Origin of the sequence: Pseudomonas sp. GM50, from assembly GCF_000282375.1 — a bacterium.
In the GTDB taxonomy this organism is placed as follows: domain Bacteria; phylum Pseudomonadota; class Gammaproteobacteria; order Pseudomonadales; family Pseudomonadaceae; genus Aquipseudomonas.
Map to the genome: position 1 here is coordinate 1 of NZ_AKJK01000072.1, position 12655 is coordinate 12655.

14 protein-coding genes are annotated in these 12655 nt (G+C 60.0%); 2 read left to right on the top strand and 12 right to left on the bottom strand.

The annotated features are described in order from the left end of the window. The 12 genes from PMI30_RS11975 to sctW form a co-directional block, all read right to left on the bottom strand. Window positions 1-232 (bottom strand): AvrE-family type 3 secretion system effector (locus PMI30_RS11975; RefSeq protein ID WP_008010937.1); only part of this gene is annotated, 232 nt, incomplete at its 3' end. A 255-nt stretch (window positions 233-487) separates the two neighbouring features. Continuing rightward, window positions 488-1579, bottom strand: a complete 1092-nt coding sequence (gene sctU, locus PMI30_RS11970) for a type III secretion system export apparatus subunit SctU (protein ID WP_008010940.1) — start codon at window positions 1577-1579, stop codon at window positions 488-490. A gap of 33 nt (window positions 1580-1612) precedes the next feature. Then, the gene (gene sctT / locus PMI30_RS11965) at window positions 1613-2413 is read right to left on the bottom strand and encodes a type III secretion system export apparatus subunit SctT (RefSeq protein ID WP_008010941.1); all 801 of its coding nucleotides are present in this window, start codon (window positions 2411-2413) and stop codon (window positions 1613-1615) included. Between the two features lies 1 nt (window position 2414). Next, on the bottom strand, window positions 2415-2675 hold the full coding sequence (gene sctS, locus PMI30_RS11960; RefSeq protein ID WP_007895864.1) for a type III secretion system export apparatus subunit SctS: 261 nt from the start codon (window positions 2673-2675) through the stop codon (window positions 2415-2417). 41 nt (window positions 2676-2716) lie between these two features. Beyond that, a complete protein-coding gene (sctR, locus tag PMI30_RS11955) occupies window positions 2717-3370 on the bottom strand; it encodes a type III secretion system export apparatus subunit SctR (RefSeq protein WP_007895863.1) in 654 nt (217 codons plus the stop codon). Then, the gene (locus tag PMI30_RS11950; RefSeq protein ID WP_008010943.1) at window positions 3367-4437 is read right to left on the bottom strand and encodes a FliM/FliN family flagellar motor switch protein; all 1071 of its coding nucleotides are present in this window, start codon (window positions 4435-4437) and stop codon (window positions 3367-3369) included. Before PMI30_RS11950 ends, sctR begins: the two co-directional genes overlap by 4 nt. A 1-nt stretch (window position 4438) precedes the next feature. Then, window positions 4439-4972 (bottom strand): type III secretion system HrpP C-terminal domain-containing protein, encoded by a 534-nt coding sequence (locus PMI30_RS11945; RefSeq protein WP_008010944.1) that lies wholly within the window; start codon window positions 4970-4972, stop codon window positions 4439-4441. Further along, entirely contained in the window at window positions 4969-5430 is a 462-nt protein-coding gene (locus PMI30_RS11940) for a hypothetical protein (RefSeq protein ID WP_008010946.1), read from the bottom strand. Before PMI30_RS11940 ends, PMI30_RS11945 begins: the two co-directional genes overlap by 4 nt. Next, window positions 5417-6772 (bottom strand): FliI/YscN family ATPase, encoded by a 1356-nt coding sequence (locus PMI30_RS11935; protein ID WP_008010948.1) that lies wholly within the window; start codon window positions 6770-6772, stop codon window positions 5417-5419. Before PMI30_RS11935 ends, PMI30_RS11940 begins: the two co-directional genes overlap by 14 nt. After that, window positions 6772-7737 carry an FHA domain-containing protein gene (locus tag PMI30_RS11930; protein ID WP_008010950.1) on the bottom strand — a complete coding sequence of 322 codons (966 nt, stop codon included), beginning with the start codon at window positions 7735-7737 and terminating at the stop codon, window positions 6772-6774. Before PMI30_RS11930 ends, PMI30_RS11935 begins: the two co-directional genes overlap by 1 nt. Window positions 7738-7748: 11 nt before the next feature. After that, the gene (sctV, locus tag PMI30_RS11925; RefSeq protein ID WP_008010954.1) at window positions 7749-9842 is read right to left on the bottom strand and encodes a type III secretion system export apparatus subunit SctV; all 2094 of its coding nucleotides are present in this window, start codon (window positions 9840-9842) and stop codon (window positions 7749-7751) included. Further along, window positions 9839-10870: a type III secretion system gatekeeper subunit SctW gene (sctW, locus tag PMI30_RS11920; protein WP_238542000.1), complete on the bottom strand. Its 1032-nt coding sequence runs from the start codon at window positions 10868-10870 to the stop codon at window positions 9839-9841. The genes sctV and sctW overlap by 4 nt, the downstream gene beginning before the upstream one ends. A gap of 437 nt (window positions 10871-11307) precedes the next feature. Between sctW and PMI30_RS11915 the strand changes: the two genes are divergently transcribed. Both PMI30_RS11915 and PMI30_RS11910 read left to right on the top strand, forming a co-directional pair. Continuing rightward, the gene (locus tag PMI30_RS11915) at window positions 11308-11775 is read left to right on the top strand and encodes an RNA polymerase sigma factor (RefSeq protein ID WP_238542001.1); all 468 of its coding nucleotides are present in this window, start codon (window positions 11308-11310) and stop codon (window positions 11773-11775) included. Continuing rightward, a complete protein-coding gene (locus tag PMI30_RS11910) occupies window positions 11772-12329 on the top strand; it encodes a GNAT family N-acetyltransferase (protein ID WP_008010960.1) in 558 nt (185 codons plus the stop codon). The genes PMI30_RS11915 and PMI30_RS11910 overlap by 4 nt, the downstream gene beginning before the upstream one ends. Window positions 12330-12655: the final 326 nt, after the last annotated feature.

Genomic DNA, 12655 nt, shown 5'->3' on the forward strand with positions numbered 1-12655 from the left:
CGGCGGTGCCGGAAGCCGCTGCCGAAGTGTTCGGTCGGCTGCTTGAGGGCGTGCCGATATGCAGGAGCTTGCCGAGCTTTTTCCTGAAGCGTTTACCGATACTGCCCAGTGAATGCGAGCTGCGTTGGGTCGGTTGTTCCGATTGTTGATGAAATTCGCTGCTGCCGCCGGTTCGTTGCGCGGCATCCACGGAACCTGAACTGGAGGTCCGGACATTTGATGATGGGATCATGTAGGTGCTCCTCGACTCGTACTGAAATCCGCGCGCCCGGACAGACCCTGCCTTGGGCGAACATTAGGGATGTATTCAGTCCGGTGAGTGGCAGGCCACGTCCGCCGGTTCCATGGGAATTTCGACGGGCATCGAGGAATGCGCCGCCATACGGTCCCTGTAGGAGCTGCCGAAGGCTGCGATCTTTTGATCTTGAAAACGCAAAATCAAAAGATCGCAGCCTTCGGTAGCTCCTACAAAGAGAGCGGCGCGGGGTCAGTTCGGGTTGTCGGTTATCTCGATGATGTCGTCAGCGGCGTGCTCATCAAGCTCACGCAACAGGCGATAAGCCTGGGCCACCGCTTGCAGGGTTTCGCGCGGGATGAAGCGGCCAACCTCAGTGCGATACAGGGTGCGGGCCAGCCAGACGAAGCGAATGACCGGCACACCGGCCTCGCGGGCACGCTCGATCAGGTCGCGGGCTTCGGCGTCCTGACCCTTGCAGATGATGCGCGGCAGTGCGGTTTCCTCAGGCCGGTAGAACAGCGCCACGGCGTAGTGCGTGGGGTTGACCAGCAGCATATCGGCGTCTTCCACCGGGGCCTTTTGCGGAGCGGGCGCGGCACCGCCCTGGGTGAGCTCGCGGCCCATGGAGCGGCGGTGCGATTTCATGTGCGGGTCACCTTCGGAGTCCTTGTGTTCCTTGCGGATGTCCTCGTGGCTCATGCGTTGACCTTTGAGAAAGAAGTATTTCTGCAGCCCGAAATCAAGCGCCGCCAACACCAGCAACACCCCCAGGCAGATGCGCGAAAGCCGCGAGAACATGTCGATCATGGCGCGCCAGTACGTATCCAGATCGGTATTGGCCAGCCCGATCAGATCCCCCACGGCGGGCGGCAACAGCACATACAGCACGCAGGTGATCAGCACCGCTTTGCTCAGGCTGTTGAACAGGTTGAACAGTTGTTTGGCCGAGAACATCTGCTTGAACTGATTGATCGGGTTGAGCCGGTCGAAGTCCAGTTTCAATGCCTCGGGTGCGAAGAGGATGCCGAACTGCGACCAGCCGCCGATGACCCGCATGATTACCGCCAGACCCAGCGCCGGCAGCATGAACAACAGAAGGTCGATGCTGGCCTTGACGAACATCTCCTTGAGCGCGGCCTGGAAGGGCATGCCCAGTTGCCCGAAGGGTACGGACATCAGGCCTTTGAGCTTATCCATGCCGCTTTCGGCCAGGGTGAAAATCAACTCGATCAGGGCGCCGAAGATCAATAGCTTGTGAACATCCTGGCTTTGCCCGATCTGACCTTTCTTGCGCGCATCGTTGAGTTTTTTCTGGGTCGGCTTTTCTGTTTTTTCGCTCATCGCGGGCTCCTCGCAAGGGTGTCTTTCGAGGCATCAGGGCCTTGGGTTCAATAGCAACGGCAGGGTATGGCGCAGATCGCCCAAGGCATCGAGCCGACCTTCGGCAAGGAACGACAGCATCGGCAGGTACAGCACCAGGAACGCCAGACCGGCCAGGCTCTTGGCCGGCATCGCCAGGGTCGAGACTTGCAGTTGCGGGCTGTACAGACTGAGGATCGCCATGCCGAACTCGATCAGCAGCAGCAGGCCGACCAGAGGCGCGGCATAGAGCACCATGAAGCGGAAAATGCTCGCGACCAGGCTCAGGTAAACAGCGAAGCCATCGGCCGCGGGCATTGGCATCCACCGGGTCGCCGGCCACACGCTGTAGCTGTCCCACAGCACTTGGGTGAGGCTGGAGAAACCGGCGCCGAGGATCAACAGCATGATCAGCACTTGCTTGAACATGAAGCCGAGTTCAGAGGTGTTATCGCCAAGCGCCGGGTTGATCTGCCCACCGACCAGAGCGCCACGCTGGTTGTCGAACAGGCAGCCGATGGATTCGAACAGCCAGAACGGCATGGCCAGCAAGATCCCCAGCAGCATGCCGAGCACCGCTTCCTTGAGCGCCAGGCCGCAGAGGTTCAGCCAATGGAATTCAACCCCGGCCAGCGTGGCGCGGATCCCCGGCATGGGCATCAGCGCCAATGCCAGGACGATGCCGTTGCGCTGCATACCTTTGAGTTCGCGAAAGGAAAACGCCGGCACCAGCAGCAGGCAAGGGTAGATCCGCGCCATGCCGAGGGTCAGTGCGATGACCGAGTCGGACAACAGGCTGATGGCGTGCTCGAACATCTCAGTGCCCTGTCTGCGCAATCATGCCGAACGACAAAATGGTCAGTTGCATCAACTCGACACCGATCCAGCGCCCGGTCAGGGCCAGGGCGACGCCGACCGCGACCAGTTTGATGGCGAACGGCAGCGTCTGGTCCTGCAACTGCAGAACCGCTTGCAGCAACGACGTCACGATGCCGACGATCACCGCCACGATCAGTGGCGGGGCGGAGAGCACGACCACCAGCAACATGGCCTGCTTGAACAGGTTCAGGATTTCCATAAGTGCCTCGATTTATCGCGCACAGCAGTGCAGGCAGGCGGTTACAGGTAGCTGTAGAACAGACCGTCGAGCAGGCGCGTCCAGCCGTCCACCAGGACGAACAAGAGGATTTTCAGTGGCAGGGAAATCGTCATGGGCGCGACCATTTGCATGCCCAGGGCCAGCAGGATATTGGAGACGATCAAGTCGATGACGATGAACGGGATATAGATCAGAAAACCGATCTGAAAACCGGCCTGCAACTCCGAGAGCACGAAGGCCGGGACGATGACCAGGATGTCCTCGCGACTGGCCTTGGCCGCCATCTCCGCCGGCCACATACGCTGGGTGTTTTCCAGCAGGTGGGTCTGGGTATCGGGATCGACATTGCGCGACATGAACAGCCGTAGCGGCTCGACGATCTGGCTGGCCGAGCTCTGCATCTGCGCCAATGTTTCATGGCGTTCCGGCAATTGCTTGAAGCGTTGGCCCATCTCGTTGAACACCGGGGCCATGACAAACAGAGTCGCCGCCAGCGCGATGCCATACAGCGCCATGTTCGGCGGTACCTGTTGCACCCCGATGGCGTTGCGGGTGATCAGCAGCACCATGGAAATCTTCAGGAACGCGGTGCAGATCACCATCAACAACGGCACCATCGAGAGCCCGCCGAGAAACAAGGCGAGCATCATCGGATCGATCTGTCCCTCACTCATCGCTGTTGTTCCAGGCGCGTAATCTGCAGGCCGAGACGGCCCTCCACATCCACCAGTTCACCGTGGGCCAAAGGCCGTTCGCCATGGCACAGCATGGCATTGCCCACGGTGCTGCCTTCCACGATCAGTACCGAGCCGATGGCCAGATTGCGCAGTTCGGAGAGCTTTAGCGAGACGCTGCCCATGCGCAGGGTCAACGCCAGTGGCAGGTCGGCGAAGCGGTCGGGACTGGCGAGTGTTTCCTCGGCGGTGTCACGCTCGTGGCTGGGGTTGTCCAGGTCGGGCAAACCTTCAATGGCCTGCAGGTGGTCAAGGCTGGGAGGGCTGAGGTGATCGAGGGGGGCATTCATGGCGGTTTCTTCCAGTTCGGTGACAATGAAGCGTGGCGGGTTGGTACTCTCCAACTGCAGACCCAGGCGGCAGCCACCGATTTGCAGGGGGCCTTGGCCGTCAGGGGCGAACATGGCTTGCTCGGGGAATACGATGTCGCCTTGACGCAAGGAGCGCAGGACCGCCGCACTCATGTGGGTACGACCCAGCAGCAACGGGATGCAGAGGGGCAGGTCACTCTCCGGACCTGACAGCGGTGGGCGCCAGTTGCCCCGATCGAGCAGCCGCAGCAAGGTGGCCGGTGCCAGTCGTAGCCGGCTGCAAATGCGCAAGCCGTTGATGCGCGCTTCCAGCAAACATTCCAGGCCGTCATCGAGCGTCGTTTGCGCGGGTTCCAGATGGACGAACAGCGCCTGCAATTCGGGGCTCAGGTACTGGTTATAGATCTGCCAATACCAGGCACTGTCCTCCGGGTTGCGATCACTGTCCGGCAGCATCGCCGGGCAACTGGATATCAGGCTGAGAAAGGCTTCCGCATCGCTCAGTAACAAGGGACCGCAGCCGCTGGTCATGACATTGCCGGTGATCGACCGCGGGGCGGTGTCGAGCAGGTGCACGCTCAACGTGCCGTGGGCCGCTTCCAGCTGAAAGTCCAGTTTCAGCCCTTTACCAAGACGTCTGCGCACCTGCGCTTCATCGTTTTTCATCGGCCGCAGCCTGAGTGCTTGAACGGTCATCTCAACGGTCCTTCAGATCGAATGACAACTTGACTCGCCGCCCGAGCCGCTGGCTCAACAGTTGGCGGCTGGATTCCTGGCTTTCCCGGCAGCGTGCCCAGGCTTCGCCCTGGGCAAAGCGCAGGGCGATATCCATGACGTTGCCCTGGCGCATGACCTGTACGGCGACTTCGCCCAGGTTCGGCAATTCGAAGACGGCCTCGATGGGCTGGTCGTCCATAAGTGGTGGCTGCTCGTCGATATGCTGGATCAGGGCATCCCACAACGGTGCGCTATAGGTTGCTGCCGCAGACTCCGATTCGAACGACGACGGGCTGCCGGCGAAGCCCTGCGAAGAGCCTTCGCCCGTGAACCCTGTGAGCGCCGGGGTGAACCAGCCGAGATCGGGGCTGATCAGCGTCTCGAAGACTTCACCGTCGTGGCGGACCTCGCTCGCCGGTTCGAAAGGGCGCGCGGCTCTGGGGAACTCGGCGCGTCCAGTCGTTTCCTGGGGGCGGGCGTTGGCCGTTTTGGCCGGGGCGTGAGCCTGGTTCATGACGCCTCCCGGGCAAGATCGAGCAGGTAATCGAGCTTCTCGACATCGCGCAGTCGACGGCTGACTTCGAGGCGACTTTCCTCAGCCCAGAGCGATTGTTGGTCGTGTTCTTTTTGCAGCGCGATGCGTGCCTGCTCGCTGCGCTCGATCCGGCGCAGCGACAGTTGTTCCTCGGCCAGGGAATCCTTGAGTTCAGTCAGCGGCATCGGTTTGTCACGATACTGTTCGAGCAACTCGAGGCGCCGCTGGCGATGGATCGCCCGCAAGCGCATGGCTTCTGTAGTCAAGCTGTCGAGCCGGGCGCGCATCTCGTCGAGCACCTGGCGCTGGCGGCGCCAGGCCTGTTCCGCGAGCCTCAGGCGTTGCCGACGAATAGGCGCCAGCATGTCGACCGTTTGGCCAATCGCAGCGAATTCGCCGGCAGGGCAGTCGTCTTGGTCTGCATCAGAGTGGGACATTGGCGGTTACCTGGGCAAGATGATCGAGGGTGTCCTCGAAGGACACCGGTTCGCGCAGTGACTGTTGCAGGAAGTCATTGATGGCCGAGCGCGAGTCCACCGCACAATCGGTCAAGGGGTCGTGACCCGGTTGGTACTCACCGAGCTTGAGGAGCATTTCCACCTGCTGATACGCCGCCATCAATTTCCGTATCTGGGTGGCGCTTCTGACCTGTTCGGTTCCCACCACGCCGCTCATCGTGCGGCTGAGACTGGCGAGGATATCGACCGCCGGGTAATGGCCGCTTTCGGCGAGCTTTCTCGAGAGCACGATGTGGCCATCGAGCAACGACCGGACTTCATCGGCAATCGGGTCGTTCATGCTGTCCTGTTCGATCAACACCGAGTACAGGGCGGTGATCGCTCCGTCGTGGGTTCGTCCGGCCCGCTCGACCAAGCGCGGCAGCAGGCTGTACACCGAGGGTGGCAACCCGCTGCGACCGCTGGGTTCACCACTGGCCAGACCGATTTCGCGCTGGGCCCGGGCGAAACGCGTCAGCGAATCGACGATCAGCAGCACCGATTTGCCTTGTTCACGGAAACCTTCAGCGATCGCGGTCGCGGTGAAGGCAGCACGGGCTCGCTCCATGCTGCTGCGATCGGACGTCGAGCACACCAGCACGGTGCGGCTGCGTAACTGCTCATCGAGTTCATGATCGAGAAATTCGCGCAGTTCGCGCCCACGCTCACCGATCAGGCCGAACACGATCGCATCACAAGGGGTATTGCGCGCCAGCTCGGCGAGCAGGGTGGTCTTGCCGCAACCGGCACCGGCGAACACTCCGACCCGTTGCCCTTCGCCGAGGGTCAGCATTCCGTCGATGCTGCGCAGCCCGGTGGGCAGGGGCATCTCGATGCGTGGGCGGGCGGTGGCTGCCGGCGCATCGCGAATCACCGGGATGGCGCCTGGCGTGCCGGCATCGGCAAATGCGCTGGGGCCGTCGCCATCCAGACTGCGTCCGAAACCGTCCAGCACCGCGCCCAGCAAGCCCTCGTCGACACACAGGCTGTGGGGCTGGAACAACGGTTTCACCGGCGCGCCAATGGCAATGCCATCAAGCGGGCCGAGGGCCGCGAGCAAGGTATTCTGGCGATCGAAACCGACGATTTCGGCCAGCACCAGAGTGCCGTCGGCTCGGCGGATTTCGCACAGATCACCCATTCGCGCCCTGGGGATCTGGCTGTGCAGGAGAATCCCGCTGACCGCGCAGATACGCCCGTGAACTTCCACGGGAGCCGCCCGTTGCAGGCGTTCGCGTTCGCCCTGTGCCCAGTCGTCTAAACGTTCGAAAGCCTCACGCATCACCAGCTCAACTCGACGCGGCGGTCGCCTTCGAAAATCACCCGGTTATCGTTGATTTCCACCAGGCGCATCCCATCGATTTCGTCACCGAGGAACAGTCGGCGCCCATCGTTGGTGACGATATGGGCCAGTCGGCCATTGCTGATCTGGGCCACGGTAAAAGGCAGGAACGGTGTCGCGACCGGCAGGGCGCTCTGTACCCGGATCGGGCTTTGATACTGACGCTCGAAACGCAGCAACATCCGTTCGGTCAACTGCAGCAGATCGTCTTCGGCGAAGTTGCCGTGCAAGAACATTTTTCCCGGCTCTTCGGTCAAGGTGATGCGATTTTGCAGGTCTCGTTGTTGCAGCATCTTCAGGATGACTTTGCGCACTTCCTGCGCATCGGCCAGCACCACTTTGGCGGCGGGTGGCGGTGCGGCGGGTACCGGTTCCTGTCGGTTGAATGCCCAGAGCAGAATCCCGAGAAACAGCGCCAGGCCTGTGATCAGTAGCAGTGAGGCGATCAGCGAGGGGGGCTGGCGGCGCGGCTGCGTGTGTGGCGTTTCCTCACGTTGGGCGCTCATCGACAGCAGTTCTGGCTGCTCTTGAGGCTGTTCATTGACGATCGACGGCGTGTCAGACGCTGGGGGCGCTTGTTCGGCAGTGATGGTCTCGTCTTCAGGCCAATCGGTGTTGGCACTGACCACCGAGAGCCAGACGCCGTTCAGGGAAAAAGGGGTATCAGGCTGCAAGGTCGAAATGGCATCGACGCGATGGCCCTCGTTGTCGGTGACGACGCCTTCCTGGCCGGTCAGCGACCAGGTGCTGTCCACCAGCCGTAGCAGGCAGTGACGGTGTTTGATCCCGGTATCGTAGAGCGCGAGGTCGGCGTCGCTCGACGAGCCGATGCTCCACTCAGCGCCGGACAAAGGCAGTGCGGCGCCACGATGCAAACCGGTTAATACACGCAATTCATACAGCATGTTGTGCTCCGTCAGGCCAGCAAGGCCTGTGCCTCTTCCAGGTCGATACGTCCCAGGACATTGACCTGCACCGCGGATAACAACTCGGCGAAGGACAAGACCGGAACATGATTGAAATCATCCTGCAGCAGGCTGCGCATCGGGCTGCGCAAATCCTGAGCAACCAGCAGCACCGGCGCCGGCCTGGCACGCAATGGAAAGGCTTCGCGCAGTTGCTCGACGAAGGCGCCGGCCAGTTCCTGTTCGAGCGCGAAATAGGATTCGCTCTGGGTCTGGCGCAATGCGTCGCGTAACAGCACCTCGGTTTCCGGGGTCACCAGCCAGGCGTGCATGACCCCACCTTCGCTGTGCTGGTGGCAGATCTGGGCCTTGAGGGCGATGCGCACATAATCGGTCAGCGCACTCAGGTCACGTTCATGCTGGCCTTGCTCGATCAGCGTTTCGGCGATCAGGCGCACCGCCCGCAGGGAAACCAGTTCGGACGAAAGTCGCTGCAGTACCGCCGAGAAGCGCGCCAGGGGCAGGGTACGTTGCAGCTCCTGGGCGAGTTCCGGTTGCTCGCTTTCCAGCCAGCCGATAATCGCCTTGGTTTCCTGCAAGCCGATAAATTGCGGGCCCGTAGACTGGAAGGCGCGGTTCATGCGTTCGAGAATCAGCTCATCGCAACGGGCGCCTTCGACCTCGTCACGCAGCAGGATAGGGTGCTCGGGATCGAACCAGAACCACTGGCTTTCATCGCGCTCTGGCGCGCCGGGTTCGCCGCCATCGTCTTCGTTGACCAGGTGATAAGCCACGGCCAGTTTTTGCGTGGCGAAACTGGCGCGGATCAGCGGCACCTCATACACGCTGAACAGAAACTCGTCGGTTTTTTGCAGCTCGTCGAATTCAATATCGAAGGAGGGCAGGGTCAGGCCGAACCGATGAACCAGGGTGTTACGCCGCTGGCGAATGGTATGGATCAATTGCTCGACTTCGCGGCTACCCTGATGACTGACATGGAAGCGCAGCAGATAGGCCCGGGACGGGTTGAAGCGGCGGATGTCTTCACGGCCATTCAACTCAGGGTTCTTGAGTCGCTCTTCTCCGGCGTTGGCCTGTTGGGTGCTTTTATGGCTGGCGCGCAACAGTTGAATCAAGCCACTGCTCAGGCACAGCATGCTGATCGTGATGAACACCAGGCTGGGCATTCCGGGGATGGCTGCAAAGCCGAGCATCCCCACCGAGGAAATGACCCAGGCCTTGGGCTGGCTGGTCAACTGTTCTGCGATTTCGCGGCCAATGTTCAGATCCAGGGATTGGCTGTCGGGGGCCACGCGAGTGATGATCATGCCGGCGGTCAGGGAAATCAGCAGGGCGGGGATTTGCGCGATCAAGCCGTCACCGATGGTCAGCACCGAGTACAGGTGCATCGAATCCGCCGGTTCCATGCCGTTCTGCAAGACACCGATCGAGAAGCCGCCGATCAGGTTGATGAACACGATGATCAGACCGGCGATGGCATCACCCTTGACGAACTTCATCGCACCGTCCATGGCACCGAACAGTTGACTCTCCTTACTCAATTGTTCGCGTCGCTGGCGGGCCTCGCGGACATCGATCAAACCGCCTCGCAGGTCACTGTCGATAGACATTTGCTTGCCGGGCATCGCGTCCAGGGTAAAGCGCGCGGCCACTTCCGCGACACGCTCCGAACCCTTGGTGATGACCAGGAAGTTGACGATGGTGAGAATCAGAAAAATCACCAGGCCGACCGCCAGGTTGCCACCGACGACAAAGCTGCCAAAGGCCTCGACGATGTGCCCGGCATCCTGTTGCAGCAGGATCAGGCGCGTGGTGGCGATGGACAGTGCCAGGCGAAACATGGTGGTCAGCAGCAACACGGCCGGGAACGTCGAAAACGCCAGCGGTCGTGGCAGGTACATGGCCAGCACGATCAGCAAGGACGAGATGCAAATGTTCAGGGCGATCAGCACGTCCACCAGAGCGGTGGGCAAGGGCAGGATCATCATGAAGACGATGGCCATGACCATGAACGCACCGACAATTTCGGTACGGCGCATTGCCGATATGGCCAGCCGGTTGAGCCAATAGATGAGCTTGTTCATCGCTTGGACTGTCCATCGGGAAGCCCAAGGGTTTTGCGCTCATGCCGGGACATTTCCTCCATCAAACCCAGCATCAACCGCAGGCTGTTCTGCCGGGTCTTGTTGTCTTTCCATACCGGCAAGGGCAAACGCTGCAACAGAGACAGCAAACCATTGAGGAAAATCGGTTGCAGACGTTGATCGCGGCCGACGGTTTCTTCGGTCAGGGTGGAAAGGTCACGGGCAAAGAAGCCATTGCCGCAGAACCGCACGATCCGGCGAGCCAGCTGCAGGGTGGTCATTTTACCGGCAGGGTTCTTCAGCGCGAGGCGTTCCAGCAGGTCACGACAGATCTGCAGCATATTGCTCAATTGGCTGGAAGCTCCCAGACCGCGCAGCATCGAGCGTAATGCCGCGCCGGGCAAGGACGGTGCCATGGCCGCGATGTCGTCGGCCAGTGCCCGTTGCAAGGTGCGCAGCACCCGGGGAAATTGCTCTTCATTGAAGCGCTCGAACAGCGACTCGAGCAGGCTGGACAAGGGCTGCTGCCCGACGATTGCTTTGTAATAGAGCTGACGAATGATCTTGCGTTGGTCTGCGTCCTGACTGAACAAGGCGATGGCGCTGGCGGTGTTCAGCCCCGCGCGAATCTTGTCGCCATGTGATGCTCGCAATTCCTCAATAGCGGCCTGCACGTCAGCGATTTCTTTCTCGTCGCCACTGGCGGTAGCCAGGCGCAGGGTTTGTTGCAAAACGATGTCGGTGCGTGCTGGATCATCCTGGGTCAGTGCCAGCATCGCCTGCATCGAGGGTTGCTGTTGCAGCAGCATCTGCATGCGCCGAGCCTGCTGTTCCAGGCTGGGTTGGTCAGGATGATCGAGTAGCCGATAGAGCTCGGTCAGCTTCTCGATTCTCTCCAGCCGGCTCGGCGCATGGGAGGTCTGCACGTGACGTTCGTCGATACGCTTGGAGTGCCGTTCGACACTCTCGCTGAACTTCATGCCGATTTCTTCCATGGAGTCCAGCAACGGGTTTCTGGGGACCTCCACGCGTTCTACTTTGGGGGCGAGCGGAGGAATGAAATCCGGTATTACAGGCGTGTCGTTATAAGCACCGATTTTCATAAATAAGGAACGCCATGAAAGAGTCTATGTGTGTTCTGTGTGGCACTTTCAGGCGTTGGGTTCCGTGAATGCTTAACTATTTTTACTGTTTTAAAAGTTGTGCAAGAAATTGCATTTGGTTTGTGTCTGGAATGCAACAAATGGCACGGTGCCACTATTTTATTTTTTAAATATTCAAGTAAATCAGGTGGTTATATTTTTATAAAAGCTGGTACGTAAGCTGCTCTATCTCTCTCGCCATGTTGGCTATTTCAATTGCATGAAGCGAGGGATTAATTTTGGAACTAAACAGCGTTCAGCCTGAGGTGATGGGCTCGATACATCTGGATGTTGGGGCGTTGGCAAAAAACAGTGAGCGAAAGTTGCGCAGCTTTATTACCCAGCGGGTGTTCAATGCCGCCGATGTCGATGATTTGATGCAAATGACTTACCTGGAAGCACTGCGTAACCAGCACAAGTTCATCGGCGCTTCGAAACCGGAAACCTGGTTGTTTGGCATTGCGATGAATCTTGTGCGCAATCACTTCAAGTGTATGTATAGCCAGCCGCAATGTAGCGAACTGGAAGAGTCAGGCGCCGACAACCTTGAGCATGGCCATGATCCAAGTAACGTGAGCGACCATCAGCGCGTTCTCAGTCGGACGCTGAAGGCCATCGGTGAATTGTCGGAGGACATGCGTAACGTCATGACACTGGTGGTTGAAACCGATATCAGCTATCAGGATGCGGCGGACAGCCTGGGTATCCCGATCGGCACCGTACGCTCGCGCTTGTCCCGTGCTCGCGAGCAGTTGAAGGCCAGCGTTTTTGCAGGAGCCGTTTACTCATGAGTAGCCTCAAGCAAGGCGTTCCCCAGCAAGTCCTGCCACGCGGTGTCCGCGAATCCACTGACGCGGATCTTCCCGCCATGATGGCGATCTTCAACGAGACCGCCGACACGGGGGCCAATTCACCGGTGACCCGTCCCATGACCCTTGAAGAGGTCACCTTTTATATCAACCTGTACAAAAACGACGGCTTGCCGGTGTATGTCATCGAGCGGGGTTGCGAAGTGGTCGGCTGGTTATCGATCAACAGGTTCAGTTGGGGCACCCAGGCGTGTCGCAACACGGGTGAAGCCGCCATTTATGTGCGCGCTGACCATTACGGTCGGGGAGTGGGCGTGCGCCTGGGCCAGGCGTCGGTGATTCTCGCCAGGCAATATGGCCTGGAAACGGTAGTGTCATGGATCATGGGCGCGAACAAGCCGAGCCAGCACATTGTTCAGGCCATCGGAGCACGTCTGTGGGCGCGCCTGCCCAACATCGCCCGATTCGGCGAAACCCGTGCCGATGTGCTGCTGTTTGGCTTACCGCTCTATGAAGAGCTCAATCAAGACGCTTGATCGGACGCAGATCAACCTGTGGGAGCGGACTTGCTCGCGAAGGCGGTTTGTCAGCCAGCATCGATGTTGGATGTGCCGGCCTCTTCGCGGGCAAGCCTCGCTCCTACAGGGATTTGTGGTGTTGATGCATTTAATGTGGGAGCGAGCCTGCTCGCGAAGGCGGTGTGTCAGCCAGCATACATGTTGGATGTGCCTGCCTCTTCGCGGGCAAGCCTCGCTCCTACGGGGAATTTGTGGTGTTGATGCATTTAATGTGGGAGCGAGCTTGCTCGCGAAGGCGGTGTGTCAGTCAGCATCGATGTTGGATGTGCCGGCCTCTTCGCGGG